The organism is Streptococcus timonensis, assembly GCF_047460355.1.
GTDB lineage: Bacteria > Bacillota > Bacilli > Lactobacillales > Streptococcaceae > Streptococcus > Streptococcus timonensis_A.
In genome coordinates, this window is record NZ_JASHGL010000005.1 from 93,018 (window position 1) to 110,219 (window position 17,202).

Consider the following 17,202-nt stretch of genomic DNA (forward strand, 5'->3'; position numbering starts at 1 on the left):
TTCTATTGTTTTTTTACGTTTAGATACCAATTGATACTACCGCCTAAAAAGGCGATAGTATCATTTACATATATAATATCATGCTCAGAAGAAAATAGCCAGTATTACCTTAAATAGGCATAGTCTTCACATCTTCTGCAACAATAACGTCACCGGCTGTTTTTTCAAGAACTTCTTCTACAGTTACACCTGGTGCCACTTCTTTCAACAAGAATTTACCATCTTTGAATCCAAAAACAGCTAGTTCTGTAATGACAAGATCCAATACTCCTTTAGCTGATAGAGGCAATGTGCACTCTTTCAAAAGTTTAGATTCGCCACCTGTAGTATGTTGGATTGCTCCAATTACGCGTTTAGCCCCCACCAAGAGGTCCATCGCTCCACCCATACCTGGTGCAAATTTTCCTGGGATAATCCAGTTCGCAATGCTTCCGTCTTGGCTTACTTCAAGAGCTCCAAGTACAGTCGCATCAACGTGACCACCACGAATAATTGCAAATGATGTTTGCAAATCAAACAAAGCAGCTCCTGGAAGAAGAGTGATTGGTGCACCACCTGAGTTTGCTAGGTTTGGATTGTAGTTATCTTTAGTTGGTGTTTCACCAAAGCGAAGGGCACCATTTTCAGCTTGAAGAATTACGTTAACACCTTCTGGGATGAAGTCTGCAGAAGCATTTGGAATCCCAAATCCAAGGTTTACAACATCACCATCTTTAAATTCAAGAGCAACACGTCTTGCAATAATTTCTTTTGGTTTCATATTATTTTACCCCCGCTAATTTATTAGTCTCTGTCCAGAGGTCACCCATCATCTTGTGGTGTTCTTCTGGAGTTAAGCCTTGGACTACATAGTCAACAAGGATACCTGGAATATAAATATCATCTGGTTTAATTTCACCAACTTCAACAATTTCGTTTGTTTCAACGATAACTGTATCTGCTGCAAGAGCTAGTTGCAATGAAATGTTCTTAGTTGTACCATCAATGTACAAGTTTCCATACTTGTCAGCTTTTGTAGCTTTAATCAATGCCACGTCAAGTTTTAGAGGATCATAGATGAGGTACTCGCGACCATTTCGAACAACTTTTTCATGTTCATTTTCTAAAATAGTACCAACTCCTGTAGGTGTCAAAACTCCTCCAAGACCTGCTCCAGCAGCGTGAAGACGTTCAACAACAGTACCCATTGGAGTGAATTCTACTTCCATTTCTCCACTAAAGTATGCTTTTTGAGCAGCTGGAGATGTACCAATGTGGGCAGCAACATATTTTTTAACTTGGTGGTTTTCACAAAGGCGTCCAACACCCACTTCTTTACCTGGATGTGAAGTAACAACTGAAACCAAAGTCAAATCTTGTTGATTTTGTCTAACCAATTCTTCGATCAATTCCAAAGGTTCACCAACTGCAAGGAACCCTGAAATCCCAACGATATTACCTGGTTTAACTTTAGAAATAGCTTCTTGTAATGATAAAACAGCTTTCATACTAACACCTCAACTTTTATTTACGATTGAATACGGCTTTACGTTTTTCAACAAATGCGCGCATTCCTTCAACTTTATCTTCTGTAGAGAAGAGAAGAGCTTCTGCTTCTGTCTCCAAACGAATTGCGTTTTGTAGTGGAAGTTCTGAACCAACTTGAATGACATGTTTAGCTTTTTCAACAGCCAATGGAGCGTTTTTCATGATGCTCTTAGCCAATTCTTCAGCAGCAGACATCAATTCTTCAGCAGGAACAAGTTTATTCAAAATTCCTAGGTCATAGGCTTCATTTCCTTTGACAATTCTAGCAGTGTAAATCAATTCTTTAGTTCTGCTAGTTCCGATCAAGCGAGACATTCTTTGTGTTCCTGCAAATCCAGGAATAATACCCAAGCCAACTTCAGGGAATCCTACCATTGTCTTTTCAAAGCCAATTCTAATATCTGTTGAAAGAGCGAGCTCTAATCCGCCTCCCAAAGCATATCCATTAAGAACTGCAATAGTCGGTTGAGTAAGTTCAGACAGACGGGTAAATGTATCATTGGCATAAGTCATGTATTCATGGGCTTGAATTGGAGACATTTGGTCCATTTCTTTGATATCAGCTCCAGCAACAAATGCTTTTTCACCTTGGCCACTCACAATAACGACACGGATATCTTCACTCTTTTCAATTTGCTCTAAAACAAGATTCAAATCCGTTAAAACTTCTGAACTTAATGCGTTCAAAGCTGCTGGACGGTTAATTGTGAGGTAACCGATACCTTCTTTAACCTCTAATAAAACTGTATTACTCATTATTCTCCTCCTACTTTAAGTTTTTTTTGAGTATTGAGTATAGCGTCAACAAATACCAATACGTTATGTAAGTGCTTACATAATAATGATAACCTATTTATAGCTATCAGTCCACTTAGTATTTATGGTCTCAACTATTAGCTCAACTTATAGATCTAGGTGTCAAGTTTGTTTTTCTTATAGTTTTTTTATAAAAAAATATCCTAACAGAAAGGCTCAGAAGAGACTCCTGCTAGGATATTCCTATGTTTTAATAACTAAATTTGGTAGTAGATTAACGTTCTACGATAACCGCTGTACCCATTCCTCCACCGATACAAAGCGTAGCAAGACCACGTTTTGCATCACGTTTTTCCATTTCGTGAAGAAGTGTAACTAAGATACGGCATCCTGAAGCACCGATTGGGTGTCCAAGAGCGATAGCTCCACCGTTAACGTTTACTTTTTCTGGGTCAAGACCTAGTTCTTTACCAACTGCACACGCTTGAGCCGCAAATGCTTCGTTTGATTCTACCAAGTCAAGATCTGCAACTGTAAATCCACCTTTTTCAAGTGCTTTACGAGATGCGTAGATTGGACCGCAACCCATCACTTTTGGATCAAGACCAGCGCTTGCGTAAGATTTGATAGTTGCCAATACTGGAACTCCCAATTCTTTAGCTTTTTCAGCACTCATAACTACAACTGCTGCAGCACCATCATTGATACCTGAAGCATTCCCAGCTGTTACAGTACCGTCTTTCTTGAATACTGGACGAAGTTTAGAAAGTCCTTCAAATGAAGCGTCTTTTCTTGGGAACTCATCTGTATCAAATACAACAGGCTCCCCACGACGTTGTGGGATTTCAACTGGAACAATCTCTTCTTTAAAGCGACCAGCTTCGATTGCGGCAACTGCACGTTTTTGAGATTGTACAGCAAAGTTATCTTGGTCTTCACGAGTGATTCCGTATTGTTCAGCAACGTTTTCAGCTGTAATTCCCATGTGGAATCCTTCAAAACCGTCTGTCAAACCATCACGAAGCATAGTATCAACTACTTTAGAGTCTCCCATACGAGATCCCCAACGTTGGTTTTGAAGAACATATGGAGCTTGGCTCATGTTTTCAGCACCACCAGCAACAACAATGTCAGCATCTCCACAAAGAACTGCTTGAGCTGCCAATTGAACTGCTTTCAAACCAGATCCACAAACTTTGTTAATTGTGAAAGCTGGAGATGCAACTGGAATACCTGCGTTAACGCTCATTTGACGAGCTACGTTTTGTCCTAGACCAGCACCAAGAACGTTACCCATGATAACTTCATCAACTTGTTCTGGTTTCAAGTTAGCTCTTTCAATAGCGCTCTTAATAACTAGACTACCTAAATCAACAGCTGAAACATCTTTCAAACTTCCACCGAAGGCACCTAGAGGTGTACGAACCGCTGCAACAATAACTGCTTCTTTCATTATTTGCTCCTTATTATCTTAGTATTTAAAGAATCCTTCTTTAGTCTTACGACCTAGTTTACCAGCTTCAACCATTTTCTTCAATAGAGGTGCTGGACGGTATTTAGGATCACCGAAGCCGTTATTCAATACTCCCATGATTGCCAAACATACATCCAATCCGATCAAGTCAGCAAGTGCCAATGGTCCAATTGGATGGTTTGCACCCAATTTCATAGCTTCATCAATTTCTTCTGCAGAAGCAACACCTTCACCAAGGATAAAGATAGCTTCATTAATCATTGGAATCAACACACGGTTAACAACAAATCCATAAGAGTCTTTAACGTCAACTGCAGTTTTTCCAATTTTTTCAGTCAATTCACGGACTGCTTTTACAACTTCATCTGAAGTTTGAAGAGCACGAATAACTTCAACTAACTTCATAACTGGTGCTGGGTTGAAGAAGTGCATACCAATTACACGTTCTTGATGAACTGTAGCCGCAGCAATATCAGTAATAGATAGAGATGAAGTGTTAGAAGCCAAAATTGTTTCAGGAGCAGTGATTTCATCCAATTGTTTGAAGATACTGAGTTTGATATCTCTGTTTTCTGTAGCTGCTTCAATAACCAATTGAACGTGTTTAGCATCTTCGTAAGAAGTTGAAGGAATCAAGTTACCCAAGATTTTTCCTTTTTCTTCTTCAGACAAACGTCCTTTTTCAACTGCACGAGCCAATTGTTTAGAGATGTTATCAATCCCTCTTTGTACGAATTCTTCTTTAATGTCATTAAGATATACTGTGAATCCTGATTGAGCAAAGACTTGCGCAATACCGCTACCCATTTGACCAGATCCAATGATCATTACTTTAGAAATACTCATTATTTTCTCCTCTTCATTTTAATATATAAAGTTTATAAAGAAAGAATCGGAACGGTCTTTCAGCAAATGCTAAGCAACCGTTCCAAATTCATTATTATACGAATGCACCGATACCAGTAAGTTCACGACCAACGATCAATGCGTTCACTTCGTGAGAACCTTCGTAAGTGTAGATTGCTTCAGCATCTGCGAAGAAGCGAGCTACGTCAGTTTCAAGAGTGATTCCGTTACCACCACATGTTTCACGTGCAAGGGCAACTGTTTCACGCATTACCAATGAGTTATGCATTTTAGCAAGTGCAGAGTTAAGCATCAATTCGTTACCAGCTTCTTGCATTTCTGCGATACGAGCTGAGTAAGAAAGTGCTGCTACTGCGTTAGCTTGCATTCTAGCCAATTTTTCTTGAACGATCTGGAATGAAGCAATTGGACGTTTGAATTGTTGACGGTCTTTAGCATATTTAAGAGCTGCAACAAATGAACCACAAGTGATTGCAGTTGCAATGTGAGCAACGTCAGCACGAGTAAATGTCAAGATACGAGCTACATCAGCAAATCCGTTGATGTTTACCAAACGGTCTGAATCTGGAACTTCAACGTTCTTCATAGTAATGTGACCATTACGTACGCAACGAAGAGCAGTTTTGTGAGGGATTGGCTCAGCGTGGTATCCTGGTGCACCTTTACGAACGATGAAACATTTCACGCGTCCATCTTCAACGTCGCGAGCGAATACTGGAACAACGTCAGCTGTGTCTGATCCACCGATCCAACGTTTTTCACCGTTCAAGATCCATTTGTCTCCAACGCGCTCAGCTGTTGTAGCAAGACCACCAGCGATGTCAGAACCTGACAATGGCTCAGTCAAAGCGAAACATCCTTGCCAGTCAAATGCAGCCAATTTAGGAAGGAATTCTTTTTGTTGACGCTCATCACCACCAAGCAAGATTGTGTTGTAGCAAAGTCCACCATGTACTGTGAAGAATGTTGCCATAGAAGCATCGAAACGACCTAATTCAAGGTACAAGAATGCGATGTAAAGTTCTGATGGTTTATAGTTTCCTTCTCTTCCTTCGAACAATTTAGGGTTGTTCATGATTTGTGCGCCTTTTGCTACAGCGTAAAACTGTTCGAATGGGAAATCAGGTGCTTCCCAATATTCATTAATTACTGGACGAAGGTGTTTTTCAATCAAACGACGAGTTTCTTGTAAAACTTCTGCTTCTCCCAATGTTAAACCATCTGCATAGTGGAAAAGATCCTCTGGATATAATTCGCGCAAGATTTCTTCTTTAGTTGCCATCTGTGGACTCCTTTGTAATAAATTATTTTTTTAGAGCGCTTACATTTTTACGCTCAGTATTTGTTGACAAGACTATTTTAACTTGAAAACGCTATCTTTGTCTACTTAATTAAAGTAAACGCCCCTATAAGTTTAGTTAATGCTATAACTTATATCTTTCTTAGGAGTAAAAAAGCGGACTTTCATAGAGTACATGTCTTATTTTTTTGTTATTTAACATACCTTATGCCTTTTTATTTTGATTTTCGTCTTGTTACAACAATACCGATAATCAGTCCTACTAACATAATAGGTGCCACTCTAACAAATACCCATTCTATTGCATGAAACGCCACTCCCATAACAGCTGTTTCAGGATTTCTATAGTCCCAATTTAAATATGAACTATTTCCCAAACTAAGTCCTATGAAAGTAAATATTATTACACAAGCTATTGTAACAAAAGTCCAATGGGCAATTTTTCTTTTCGACTCTTCCCTTCTTGCAAACTGAAGATTAATCACCTCAAGTTTTTCAGAAATAATTTTTAAATCATCACTCTTATTTTCAATAATATTTTCCCCTAATAAGTTACTTACAGGGGTTTCAAGTATTTCTGATAGAGTAAGCAACATTTCCGAATCAGGAACAGATAGACCTCTTTCCCACTTTGATACTGTTTGTCGTACTACATTTAACTTTACTGCAAGTTCATCTTGTGAAAGCCCTTTTGATTTTCGCATTAATTTTATATTTTCATTTAGCATTATCGGAAACCTCCTTTCACTGACATTTTATCATTTATATCTTCGTTGCAACAAGCAACTTAAATTAACATTATGTTGCATTAATTATACCATTGATTCAAACTTTCAAAAACTCTTGAATTTATCAAATTCGACCTGACCTGCTACCTTACTGTATTTTACTCCATCATTTAATTTTTCAATCCAAATATCAAGTACTATCCCTATGGTTAATAAATCAAGTTCAAAGATGATTATTCCTATTTCTACCTACCTTAGAAAAAATAGGTCCGTTGTCATCTCCTTATTACTTTTTAGACTGAACGTCTGTTTCTCGACTTGCTCCCCAAAGTTCAAGACATACAGGCATGATCTTATCAATAGAAAATATCTCAAGTTTATTGATTTCAAAAACCTCCTCGTTTATTTTTAATATTTTCTCTAACCTTGACAAGTCCTTAAAAATATCTCTCTTAAATTTAATTCTATATAGCCTTGGAATAGTAGCAGACGACCGAAACATTCCATCAATCTCTCCTACAGTTTTTTCTAACATAAAAAGTACCCTCCTTACTAGTTATCTAGTAAAGAGGGTACATATCAAATCTATAGCCGTTTTATCTTACTTTTATATTAATTAATATCATTTTAAGATTCTTTGACTTCGAGAAGACCGACATCTCCATCTTCGCGACGATACAAAACATTAGTTGTTTGATCTTCTACATCCACATAGATGAAGAAATCATGACCCAATAAATCCATTTGAAGAAGCGCCTCTTCTAAATCCATTGGTTTCAAATCAATTTGTTTTGAACGGACAACTTTAGGTTGAACCACATTTAAATCTTCAACTAGAACATCTGTAAAGAGCTGGCTAGTTGCAACCTTATTTTTATTCTTACGTTCGATTTTTGTCTTGTTTTTACGGATCTGACGTTCAATTTTATCTGTTACAAGATCGATCGAACCATACATATCTTGAGAAATATCTTCTGCGCGAAGCGTAATAGACCCAAGTGGAATCGTCACTTCGACCTTAGCAGTTTTTTCACGATAGACTTTTAAGTTGACACGTGCATCTAGTTCTTGGTCTGCTTGGAAGTACTTTTCGATCTTTTCGAGTTTAGAAACTACATAATTACGAATTGCTTCTGTTACTTCTAGGTTTTCACCACGGATACTATATTTAATCATATAAGTACCTTCTTTCTAAACGTATTTGTTTTTCTATATTTATTATAACGCTTTCATAATCTTTTTGCAAACTTTTCCTCATCTTACGAGGGAAAATGTTTTAATTTTCTGACAACCAGATTCCAGCAAAAGCTTCTTAGTACGATTTACGGTAGTACCAGTAGTGTAGATATCATCAACTAGCAGGATGCATTTGGGAATGATGGCCCCGTCTCTTACGACAAAGGGAAATTCAGTTAGTAATCGTTCAGAACGATTCTTGTTAGAGCTAGCATCTACTTCTTTTTTTATCAAAATATCTTGATAAGGTAAACCTGTCTCCTTTATCAAACCTTCTACTTGATTGAAGCCTCTACTCTTAAGGCGTTCTTGGCTAAGAGGAATAATGACAATCTGATATTCACTGTATTTTTGCAATGCCTGACGGAGAATCTTTGCAAATACCTTTCTTAATAGATAATCTCCATCAAATTTGTAACGACTAAAGTAGTCTTTCATAGCATCATTATAGGTAAAAATGGCTTCATGATCTACTTGAATCCCTTCTTTATACCAAAAGTGGCAATCTTGACAAAAAGCTTCTTCTCCTTCTTTAAAGCAAGTTTGACAATGGTGCTCCCTGATTTTTTCAAAAGAAGCAAAGCAAGTCGGACAAGTCGAGGGCTCATCTCTTTTTAAGAGTAACAAGCTGGTGAAGGTCAAGTCCATTTGTAACTCTTGGCTACACAAATAACATTTCATAAACCAGCCTCCTGATTCATCTGTTTGATTTCCTTTATAGCCTTCCTTATAGAAGAGTTTAGTCCATCATGAAAGAAAATCAGTTGACCTGTCGGCCGCTCCATACTTCTACCGACTCGACCTCCAATCTGAACCAGACTAGACTTGGTGAAGAGGCGATGATTGGCATCAACGACAAAAACATCTACACAAGGAAAGGTAACTCCACGTTCTAAGATTGTTGTGCTGATTAATATGGTCAAATCTCTATCTCGAAAGGCTTGAACCTGGTCCAATCTATCTTCTGATATCGAGGATACAAAGCCAATTTTCTCATTGGGAAAAGTATGCTGTAAGATATCCTTTAGTCTTTCTCCTTTCTGAATTTCTGAAACAAATAAAAGTAAGGGGTACTTCGTTTTTCTCTGCTTTTCGATATACTGCCTTAATTTATAAGGTAGACTATGTTTCTCTAAGGCCTTATCAAATCCAGACAACCAAACAGGACTTGGGATAATGAGGGGATTGCCGTGAAAACGCCGGGGTAGGCTTAAACGCTTTAGCTGACCACCTTTGACCTTCTTATCCAGTTCATCTGTAGAGGTCGCAGTCAAGAAAATCTGTAGACCACTTTCTTTAACACAGTTGTCTACTGCATGATAAAGCATGGGATTGTCAACATAGGGAAAAGCGTCCACTTCATCGACTATCAATAAATCAAAAGCCTGGTAGAACTTCAGCAGCTGATGAGTTGTCGCAACTACTAGTGGCGTTCGAAAATACGATTCGGATTCTCCGTGTAAGAGCGATATCTGGCAAGCAAAATCATTTTGCAGTCGCTTATATAGCTCCAAGCAAACATCAATACGAGGACTGGCTAAACACACAGCACCTCCAACATCAATCACCTTAGCAACAACTTGATAGATCATCTCTGTCTTACCAGCTCCAGTTACAGCATGGACCAAGGTTGGTTCTTTCTTTTCGACAGCTTGGATCAATCCCCTTGATACCTTCTCTTGAAAAGGAGTTAATTGTCCAGACCATTTAAGCACTTCTTGCTGAGGAAATCTCTCTTGTGGGAAATAATACAAGTCTTGATCACTTCTAACCCGCTTTAATACCAAGCATTCCCGACAGTAGTAAGCACCGATTGGCAAAGACCATTCTTCTAAAACAGGACTGTTGCATCGCTGACAGAATAGCTGGCCCTTGTCCTCTTTCATAGTAGGAATTCTTTGGGCTAACTGCCTTTCTTCCTCGGTCAATTCATGCTCGGTAAACAAACGACCGAGATAATTTGGATTTACTTTCATACTTATATATTCGGAAAAACTAGCGCTTTATTCTATTTTTTAGTACAATTAAACCATGGAATTTAGAACAATTAAAGAAGACGGACAGGTCCAAGAAGAAATCAAAAAATCTCGCTTCATCTGCCATACAAAACGTGTCTATGGCGAGGAAGAAGCGCGTGACTTTATCACTGCTATCAAAAAGGAACACTATAAAGCAACCCACAACTGCTCTGCCTTTATTATCGGTGAACGTAGTGAAATCAAACGAACCAGTGACGACGGAGAACCAAGTGGTACTGCCGGTGTTCCTATGCTAGGCGTTCTGGAAAATCACAACCTTACCAATGTCTGCGTAGTTGTTACTCGTTACTTTGGCGGTATTAAGCTGGGTGCCGGAGGCCTCATTCGCGCTTACGCTGGAAGTGTTGTCTTGGCTGTCAAAGAAATCGGAATAGTTGAAATCAAAGAACAAGCTGGTATCCAGATTCAAATGACTTATGCTCAATATCAAGAATATGGGAACTTTCTTAAAGAACATAATCTTGTGGAGCTTGAAACCAACTTTACGGATCAAGTTGAAACCATGATTTTTGTAGATAAAGAAAATAAAGAACATATAAAATCAGAACTCATAGAATTTTATAATGGAAAGGTAATTTTAGTAGATAAAGGTTTACGAGAAGTTGAAGTTCCTGTTGACTTAGCTTAAAAAGGAGAAAAATATGGTATTCGGAAAATTAATCAATGGACTCGCTGGAAATTTTAGCGAACAAAACAAAGAAACTCTAACGAAAGAGTATGGTCAATATTTACTCGAAAACGAAGAAATTCAGTCTGGTTATAAGCTTATTCGAGACTCAATCATCTTTACCAATATTCGTATCATCTTTACAGACAAACAAGGGGCAACTGGCCTTAAGATGTCTGTAAAATCAATTTTCCTCATGAACATTGTCAATGTTGAACTGGAAACTGCTGGTCTAGGGATTGATGATAGTGAAATGACCATTACCTATCTAGAGAACGCCTTCTTAAAGGCTCATCGTGAGCACTCGAACTCTCTCAAATTTGAATTTCCAAAGAAAGTAGATATCGCTCCTCTCTACACCTATTTACTAGAATTGGCTTATCATAATCGTTTACACATTAACGGTTGGGATCATTGATATAAAAAAATCCTATCGCTTCGATAGGATTTCTATATTTTACAAACAATCTGAATAGGGTTATACTAGGTATAACTTACAAAAAGAGGTATTCACATGGCTATTTATAACAATATCACAGAACTTATCGGAAAAACACCGATTGTTAAATTGAATAACATTGTACCAGAAGGTGCAGCAGACGTTTACGTAAAACTAGAAGCTTTTAACCCAGGTTCATCCGTTAAAGACCGCATCGCCCTAAGTATGATTGAAAAAGCAGAACAAGAAGGTAAACTTAAACCAGGTTCTACTATTGTGGAAGCAACAAGTGGAAATACTGGTATCGGACTTTCATGGGTGGGTGCTGCTAAAGGCTATAAAGTTGTTATCGTTATGCCTGAAACCATGAGTGTTGAACGTCGTAAAATTATCCAAGCTTATGGAGCTGAACTAGTCCTCACTCCTGGTAGTGAAGGAATGAAAGGTGCGATTGCAAAAGCGCAAGAAATTGCTGCTGAACGCGATGGTTTCCTACCATTACAGTTTAATAACCAAGCTAACCCAGAAGTTCACGAAAGAACAACAGGAGCTGAAATTCTAGCTGATTTCGGAGCTGATGGTTTAGATGCCTTTGTTGCTGGTGTTGGTACTGGAGGAACTATTTCTGGTGTTTCTCATACTCTTAAAACTGCTAACTCAAACATTCAAGTTTTTGCAGTTGAGGCAGACGAGTCAGCTATCTTGTCAGGTGAAAAACCAGGTCCTCACAAAATTCAAGGTATCTCTGCTGGATTCATTCCAGATACACTTGATACTCAAGCTTACGATGGTATCGTTCGTGTGACATCAGACAATGCTCTTGCACTCGGCCGTGAAATCGGTGGAAAAGAAGGCTTCTTGGTAGGTATTTCTTCTGCAGCAGCTATCTTTGCTGCTATCAAAGTTGCAAAAGAACTAGGAACTGGTAAAAAAGTTCTAGCACTTGCACCAGATAATGGAGAACGTTACCTATCTACAGCACTCTATGAGTTTGAAGTCTAGTCTCCTAAATACACAAAGTCCTTGTTAAAGGGCTTTTTAATTTTCTACAAAAGAAAAAAGGAAGCAAACCTGCTTCCTCTTTATATTATTAGTTATTCAAAGCTGCTGCCATTGTAGCTGCAACTTCAGCTTCAAAATCATTTGCAGCTTTTTCGATACCTTCACCAACTTCAAAGCGAGCGAACTCAACTACTGAAGCGTTAACTGATTCAAGGTATGCTTCAACTGTCTTGCTGTCATCCATGATGTAAACTTGTGCAAGAAGTGTGTAAGCTTGGTCAACTTTAGTGTTGTCAAGCATGAAGCGATCCATTTTACCTGGGATGATTTTATCCCAGATTTTTTCTGGTTTACCTTCTGCAGCCAATTCAGCTTTGATAGCTTCTTCAGCTTGAGCGATTACTTCATCAGTCAATTGAGCTTTAGATCCGTATGCCAAGTGTGGAAGAGCTGGTTTACCAACCATTGCACGGCTTTCGTTATCTTGGTCGATTACGTGGTTCAATTGAGCCAACTCATCTTTAACAAATTGCTCATCCAATTCTTTGTATGAAAGAACTGTTGGTTTCATAGCAGCGATGTGCATTGAAATTTGTTTAGCAAGTGCTTCGTCTCCACCTTCGATTACAGAGATAACACCGATACGTCCACCGTTGTGTTGGTATGCTCCGAAGTGTTGTGCATCTGTTTTTTCAATCAAAGCAAAGCGACGGAATGAGATTTTTTCTCCGATAGTCGCTGTTGCAGACACATAAGCTGCTTCAAGAGTTTCACCTGAAGGCATTGTCAAAGCAAGAGCTTCTTCGTTATTGGCTGGTTTTCCTTCAGCGATTGCTTTAGCTGTTGCGTTTACCAACTCAACAAATTGAGCATTTTTCGCAACGAAGTCAGTTTCAGCATTTACTTCAACAACTGCTGCAACGTTACCGTCAACATAAACACCAGTCAAACCTTCTGCAGCAACACGGTCAGCTTTCTTAGCTGCTTTTGCCATACCTTTTTCGCGAAGCAATTCAATCGCTTTTTCGATATCGCCTTCCACTTCAACCAATGCTTTTTTAGCGTCCATAACACCAGCACCAGATTTTTCACGCAACTCTTTAACAAGTTTAGCTGTAATTTCTGCCATTTTGATTCTCCTATATTTTTTAAAAAAGGAGAGCCGGGCTAAGCCCCGCCCTCCTAGGTAATTACTATTTATACGAATTAAGCGTTGTCGCCTTCAACAACTTCAACGATTTCTTCGATTGAATCTGCTTGAGCTTCTGAAGCTGCAAATTCTGCTTCAACTGCTGCTACAGCATCTTCACCTTGGCGACCTTCAATGATAGCGTCTGCCAATTTAGCTGTAATCAGTTTAACTGCGCGGATAGCGTCATCGTTAGCTGGGATGATTACATCGATATCATCTGGATCAGTGTTTGTGTCAACCATCGCTACAACTGGGATACCCAATTTTTTAGCTTCTTTAACAGCGATTTGCTCTTTATGTGGATCAACTACGTACATTACATCCGGGATGCGAGGCATGTCTTCGATACCACCCAAGAATTTCTCAAGACGAGCGCGTTGTTTGTTAAGAAGTGCAACTTCTTTCTTAGGAAGAACGTCGAAGATTCCTTCTTCTTCCATGCGTTTGATTTCTTTCAAACGAGCGATACGTTTTTGGATTGTTCCCCAGTTAGTAAGGGTACCACCCAACCAACGGTGGTTGATGAAGTATTGACCTGAACGTTCTGCTTCTTCTTTAACAGCGTCAGCAGCTTGTTTCTTAGTACCAACGAACAATACAACTGCATCGTTAGCTGCAGCATCACGCATAAAGTCGTATGCTTGGTCAGCGTATTTTACAGTTTGTTGTAAGTCGATAACGTGGATTCCGTTACGCTCAGTGAAGATGTACTTAGCCATCTTAGGGTTCCAGCGACGAGTTTGGTGACCGAAGTGTACACCAGCCTCAAGAAGTTGTTTCATTGAAATTACTGCCATGAGTATTTCTCCTTTTTTGTTTTTTCCTCTTCTTGATTTCAGCTTGCAAAACAACCCAAAGGCAACAGTTTCACAATTCATCAAGAATGAGTATTATCGTTTACACGACAAATTAAATTGTACCATAGTTGAGTTTTTTTTTCAAGCAATTTTGCTAGTTTTTCCTTCATAACGTAATTTCCCAACTGAAATTTTTAAACCAAATTCTTAACTTTAAATAAAAAAACATCTCAACATAAATTGTTACTGCTAAATATGCAATAATAGCTTATGTTGAGATCCACACAAATATAAAAATTTTCAAGTTAATGTCAAAATATTTCTATTTAATAACTTAAAAATTTAGATGTAAAAGAGTCAATTATATTTTTTATAGTAAATATCATATCCTCATACTTTGTGTTAGCAAAAAAACAATTCTTGAAGATTAAACTTGCCAATAAGTCTTTTACCTATCTACTTCCTACTACGAAGTTTCTTACGAAGTTTATAGGCTATGTTAAATAAGTAATACAATGAACTAGTTGGATAGTTAAATTCTCCAGCAAATTCTTCAATAGTTGGATTAAACTTAGATTTAAAATTAAACAATCCACCTTTTAAGTTATTTTCAATTCCTCCCATATTGTGAGTTTCTGCACCACGTTCAAATGAATGTTGTGCAGTCTCAAACCATGTAGGAATCGCAGGTTGATAGTGTCTAAATTCCTCATTCATTCCGGCATATAAATTTTCAGAAGTTTTCCCAAATTCAATAGTTAAAGTCCCAGACAAGGGAACAACACTGTCCCCTCTATCAATACGGCTCTTAAGAAAAGAAATCTCTTCCTCTAATCGTTTCCTCTCTTGCTGATTATCCTTTACTTTACCTTCTCTTGTTTGATCTGTAAACTTCTGCGCTATTTTAAGATTTTTTTCCAGTTGCTGCTCAACTTCTTTCAGTCTATTAGGTAAATCTAAATAGCTCAGTGTGATAAAGGAATGATCAGGATAAGTAGTCAATAACTTCTGATAATAATCTTTTCCTCGTAAACTGATATGCTTACGGGACTCTGTTTTCTTCATTAGGAATGAAAATTCATCTAATAAATCAAGTCCACCAAATTTCACTTCCAACCCTTTATTTCTTGCAGTTCGTATTGCCTGTCTAGTAGACTTGGAAAGTTGATCCAACGAGAAATTCTCTTTATAAATATTAGCTTGAAAACGTGGTTGTATATTTTCTGCCATATCCTTTGTTAAGCCAGTCCAATGAACCTTATTTGTTTGCAATTCCTCAATAATCTCTAAGGTCTTGGAATTTTGGATCATTTCTTGTCCAATAAGATTCTGACTTATAAATAGATTTGGATCAAATTTAACCATTATTGCATGTCGCTTTTTAGCAAGTTTTTTCAACGTTACCAGTACAAATTTCAGCAGTTCTTTATCTTCAAAATCAATAACCGGACCTCTTGGAATATAAAAAATAGAAAACCCCAACGGAAGAGGTTGAATTAAAACATTTGCTACTCCAACCAATTGGTTATCTTTATAAAATCCAATTCGCTCATTGTCCCAAGTTTCTTTTATTTTAGCCCAGTCACTACTCTGCAATAAGCTTCCTTTAGAATTATTTTTTAAAAAAGAATCCCATTCTGTAGTATCAACAGCAATTTTATAATTATACATAACTCCCCTTCTCACTATTTCAAAAAGTAGTCTATACTTTAGTTTACTACAATTTTCACTCTCTTACAACATATAATAACTTTGATACAATTTTTATCACATGCTTCCAGAGTTTTATTTTTAGTCATTCATCAGTCACAAGTCTAAATAAATTTGTCACTATGTTTGCTTTTAACAATGCTATAGAAAAGGTGAGATTGAATCAATCTCACCTTAAAATATTAAAAATAAAGTCATATATATTAATTAGGATAAATATAGCTTACTGATCCTCGAGAAGCATGTGGATTGAACCAACCACGATAATTACCAATTGGTTGAGTACCGCTACCATCATAATTTGCCTCTGAAACTTGAATACGAGTTGCTGATTCAACAGCTGTAACAACCGCTACGTGTCCATATCCACCATCATTCCAACAAATAATTGCTCCAACTTGTGGAGTTGATCCTGTGCGGAATCCGGCTGCTGCTGCACTTGTTGCCCATTGTCCACCATTACCCCAGAAATCTCCAGCCCAAGGGCATAGTGTTTTAGCCCCCCAAGTACACTGTCCAACAGGATAAGTTGAAGCACTTGTGTTATAAGTTGGACGTGGTTTCGATACAGTTGGTGTTGGTGTATAGCTTGATTCTTCTGTGTCAGATGATGAAGATGTAGATGTTGCTTGTACTTGTGATACAAAACTTGTATTTGCCGATGCAGCAAGTGTTTGACGTTGGCTAGCTTGTTGAGCTTTGTATGCAGCTTCTGCTTCAGCTGCTGCACGCGCTTCTGCTTCTGCCGCTGCTTTTTGTTCCAACAAATTAGCTTTTTCTCCTTCAGCTGTAGCTTTCTCAGCAGCAAGGTTCAATTCAGCAACTTTCAACTCTGCTTGTTTTGTTGTCAAAACTTGAGCATCATCAGCAAGTGTTTGTTGATTAGCAATAACTGTGTTAATTGCTTCATTATTAGCAACTTGTTTTTCAGCAATTGCTTTTTTATCTTCTTTTTGTTGTGCCAACATTTTATTATTGGCTGATACGATTTCACTCATAGCTGCTACACGAGAAATAGCTTCTGTGATTGATTTCGAATTGATAATCGTATTGATATAGCTTGTCGCAGCTCCATTAGTTTGCGCACTACGAGCTTGATTTTCAAGAGATGTGTTACGAGCTACAATATTTTTTGAAAGCTCTGTAATTTCTCCTTCGAGTTGTTTTGATTCAACTTGAAGTCTTTCGTTTTCAGCTTGTAATTTTTCTTGCTCTGTTTGAATTGCTGAAACTTGCTTTTGGATCGCATCAACTTGTTTTTGAGCATCTGCTTGTTGCGCTGTCAATTCATTAATTTTATTATCTTGAGCAGCAATTTTGTCATCTGTACTATTAGCTTTAACTGTAGAAAGGACTGCTCCTTGTGAAACTAAGATTGTACTTAATAAAAGCGATGCTAGGATTTTTTTCTTCATATTGGTATATACTCCTTCTTTTAGAACAATACTAGTATATCAAAAAAAGACAT

At 37.9% G+C, this 17,202-nt stretch carries 18 protein-coding genes; 3 read left to right on the forward strand and 15 right to left on the reverse strand.

The features are described from left to right. Window positions 1-109: 109 nt before the first annotated feature. The 11 genes from QM941_RS08525 to QM941_RS08575 all read right to left on the reverse strand — a co-directional run bounded on the left by QM941_RS08525 (window position 110) and on the right by QM941_RS08575 (window position 9,864). Entirely contained in the window at window positions 110-760 is a 651-nt protein-coding gene (locus tag QM941_RS08525) for a 3-oxoacid CoA-transferase subunit B (protein WP_075565155.1), read from the reverse strand. 1 nt (window position 761) lies between these two features. After that, window positions 762-1,487, reverse strand: a complete 726-nt coding sequence (locus QM941_RS08530; protein WP_414340151.1) for a CoA transferase subunit A — start codon at window positions 1,485-1,487, stop codon at window positions 762-764. Between the two features lie 16 nt (window positions 1,488-1,503). After that, window positions 1,504-2,283, reverse strand: a complete 780-nt coding sequence (locus QM941_RS08535; RefSeq protein WP_414340152.1) for an enoyl-CoA hydratase/isomerase family protein — start codon at window positions 2,281-2,283, stop codon at window positions 1,504-1,506. 274 nt (window positions 2,284-2,557) lie between these two features. Then, window positions 2,558-3,736 (reverse strand): acetyl-CoA C-acetyltransferase, encoded by a 1,179-nt coding sequence (locus tag QM941_RS08540; protein ID WP_414340153.1) that lies wholly within the window; start codon window positions 3,734-3,736, stop codon window positions 2,558-2,560. A gap of 18 nt (window positions 3,737-3,754) precedes the next feature. After that, the gene (locus QM941_RS08545; protein WP_414340154.1) at window positions 3,755-4,603 is read right to left on the reverse strand and encodes a 3-hydroxybutyryl-CoA dehydrogenase; all 849 of its coding nucleotides are present in this window, start codon (window positions 4,601-4,603) and stop codon (window positions 3,755-3,757) included. 94 nt (window positions 4,604-4,697) lie between these two features. Then, window positions 4,698-5,906, reverse strand: coding sequence for an acyl-CoA dehydrogenase family protein (locus QM941_RS08550; RefSeq protein WP_075565164.1), 1,209 nt, complete (start codon window positions 5,904-5,906; stop codon window positions 4,698-4,700). Window positions 5,907-6,139: 233 nt separating this feature from the next. Continuing rightward, window positions 6,140-6,652, reverse strand: a complete 513-nt coding sequence (locus QM941_RS08555; protein WP_414340155.1) for a helix-turn-helix domain-containing protein — start codon at window positions 6,650-6,652, stop codon at window positions 6,140-6,142. A 286-nt stretch (window positions 6,653-6,938) separates the two neighbouring features. After that, window positions 6,939-7,187, reverse strand: coding sequence for a hypothetical protein (locus QM941_RS08560; protein ID WP_414340156.1), 249 nt, complete (start codon window positions 7,185-7,187; stop codon window positions 6,939-6,941). 92 nt (window positions 7,188-7,279) lie between these two features. After that, window positions 7,280-7,828, reverse strand: a complete 549-nt coding sequence (hpf, locus tag QM941_RS08565; protein ID WP_414340157.1) for a ribosome hibernation-promoting factor, HPF/YfiA family — start codon at window positions 7,826-7,828, stop codon at window positions 7,280-7,282. 78 nt (window positions 7,829-7,906) lie between these two features. Then, entirely contained in the window at window positions 7,907-8,569 is a 663-nt protein-coding gene (locus QM941_RS08570) for a ComF family protein (protein ID WP_414340158.1), read from the reverse strand. Further along, window positions 8,566-9,864, reverse strand: coding sequence for a DEAD/DEAH box helicase (locus QM941_RS08575; protein WP_414340159.1), 1,299 nt, complete (start codon window positions 9,862-9,864; stop codon window positions 8,566-8,568). The genes QM941_RS08570 and QM941_RS08575 overlap by 4 nt, the downstream gene beginning before the upstream one ends. A gap of 55 nt (window positions 9,865-9,919) precedes the next feature. Between QM941_RS08575 and QM941_RS08580 the strand changes: the two genes are divergently transcribed. From QM941_RS08580 to cysK, 3 genes are all read left to right on the forward strand, one after another. Next, window positions 9,920-10,555, forward strand: coding sequence for a YigZ family protein (locus tag QM941_RS08580; protein ID WP_414340160.1), 636 nt, complete (start codon window positions 9,920-9,922; stop codon window positions 10,553-10,555). Between the two features lie 13 nt (window positions 10,556-10,568). Then, window positions 10,569-11,012, forward strand: a complete 444-nt coding sequence (locus tag QM941_RS08585; protein ID WP_414340161.1) for a PH domain-containing protein — start codon at window positions 10,569-10,571, stop codon at window positions 11,010-11,012. 96 nt (window positions 11,013-11,108) lie between these two features. Beyond that, window positions 11,109-12,035, forward strand: a complete 927-nt coding sequence (cysK, locus tag QM941_RS08590) for a cysteine synthase A (RefSeq protein ID WP_414340162.1) — start codon at window positions 11,109-11,111, stop codon at window positions 12,033-12,035. Window positions 12,036-12,123: 88 nt separating this feature from the next. Here the strand turns inward: cysK and tsf are convergent, their stop codons facing one another. From tsf to pcsB, 4 genes are all read right to left on the reverse strand, one after another. After that, a complete protein-coding gene (gene tsf, locus QM941_RS08595; protein ID WP_000808093.1) occupies window positions 12,124-13,164 on the reverse strand; it encodes a translation elongation factor Ts in 1,041 nt (346 codons plus the stop codon). A gap of 77 nt (window positions 13,165-13,241) precedes the next feature. Continuing rightward, the gene (rpsB, locus tag QM941_RS08600) at window positions 13,242-14,024 is read right to left on the reverse strand and encodes a 30S ribosomal protein S2 (protein ID WP_045613298.1); all 783 of its coding nucleotides are present in this window, start codon (window positions 14,022-14,024) and stop codon (window positions 13,242-13,244) included. A 456-nt stretch (window positions 14,025-14,480) separates the two neighbouring features. Continuing rightward, window positions 14,481-15,695 (reverse strand): aminoacyltransferase, encoded by a 1,215-nt coding sequence (locus tag QM941_RS08605; RefSeq protein ID WP_414340163.1) that lies wholly within the window; start codon window positions 15,693-15,695, stop codon window positions 14,481-14,483. 242 nt (window positions 15,696-15,937) lie between these two features. Further along, complete coding sequence (gene pcsB / locus QM941_RS08610; protein WP_414340164.1) at window positions 15,938-17,149, reverse strand: peptidoglycan hydrolase PcsB; 1,212 nt, start codon at window positions 17,147-17,149, stop codon at window positions 15,938-15,940. Window positions 17,150-17,202: the final 53 nt, after the last annotated feature.

What these genes read in the sequence shown, in the direction of transcription:
- QM941_RS08525 (WP_075565155.1), bottom strand. Translation starts at nt 760, where the DNA reads ATGAAACCAAAAGAAATTATTGCAAGACGTGTTGCTCTTGAATTTAAA.
- QM941_RS08530 (WP_414340151.1), bottom strand. Translation starts at nt 1,487, where the DNA reads ATGAAAGCTGTTTTATCATTACAAGAAGCTATTTCTAAAGTTAAACCA.
- QM941_RS08535 (WP_414340152.1), bottom strand. Translation starts at nt 2,283, where the DNA reads ATGAGTAATACAGTTTTATTAGAGGTTAAAGAAGGTATCGGTTACCTC.
- QM941_RS08540 (WP_414340153.1), bottom strand. Translation starts at nt 3,736, where the DNA reads ATGAAAGAAGCAGTTATTGTTGCAGCGGTTCGTACACCTCTAGGTGCC.
- QM941_RS08545 (WP_414340154.1), bottom strand. Translation starts at nt 4,603, where the DNA reads ATGAGTATTTCTAAAGTAATGATCATTGGATCTGGTCAAATGGGTAGC.
- QM941_RS08550 (WP_075565164.1), bottom strand. Translation starts at nt 5,906, where the DNA reads ATGGCAACTAAAGAAGAAATCTTGCGCGAATTATATCCAGAGGATCTT.
- QM941_RS08555 (WP_414340155.1), bottom strand. Translation starts at nt 6,652, where the DNA reads ATGCTAAATGAAAATATAAAATTAATGCGAAAATCAAAAGGGCTTTCA.
- QM941_RS08560 (WP_414340156.1), bottom strand. Translation starts at nt 7,187, where the DNA reads ATGTTAGAAAAAACTGTAGGAGAGATTGATGGAATGTTTCGGTCGTCT.
- hpf (WP_414340157.1), bottom strand. Translation starts at nt 7,828, where the DNA reads ATGATTAAATATAGTATCCGTGGTGAAAACCTAGAAGTAACAGAAGCA.
- QM941_RS08570 (WP_414340158.1), bottom strand. Translation starts at nt 8,569, where the DNA reads ATGAAATGTTATTTGTGTAGCCAAGAGTTACAAATGGACTTGACCTTC.
- QM941_RS08575 (WP_414340159.1), bottom strand. Translation starts at nt 9,864, where the DNA reads ATGAAAGTAAATCCAAATTATCTCGGTCGTTTGTTTACCGAGCATGAA.
- QM941_RS08580 (WP_414340160.1), top strand. Translation starts at nt 9,920, where the DNA reads ATGGAATTTAGAACAATTAAAGAAGACGGACAGGTCCAAGAAGAAATC.
- QM941_RS08585 (WP_414340161.1), top strand. Translation starts at nt 10,569, where the DNA reads ATGGTATTCGGAAAATTAATCAATGGACTCGCTGGAAATTTTAGCGAA.
- cysK (WP_414340162.1), top strand. Translation starts at nt 11,109, where the DNA reads ATGGCTATTTATAACAATATCACAGAACTTATCGGAAAAACACCGATT.
- tsf (WP_000808093.1), bottom strand. Translation starts at nt 13,164, where the DNA reads ATGGCAGAAATTACAGCTAAACTTGTTAAAGAGTTGCGTGAAAAATCT.
- rpsB (WP_045613298.1), bottom strand. Translation starts at nt 14,024, where the DNA reads ATGGCAGTAATTTCAATGAAACAACTTCTTGAGGCTGGTGTACACTTC.
- QM941_RS08605 (WP_414340163.1), bottom strand. Translation starts at nt 15,695, where the DNA reads ATGTATAATTATAAAATTGCTGTTGATACTACAGAATGGGATTCTTTT.
- pcsB (WP_414340164.1), bottom strand. Translation starts at nt 17,149, where the DNA reads ATGAAGAAAAAAATCCTAGCATCGCTTTTATTAAGTACAATCTTAGTT.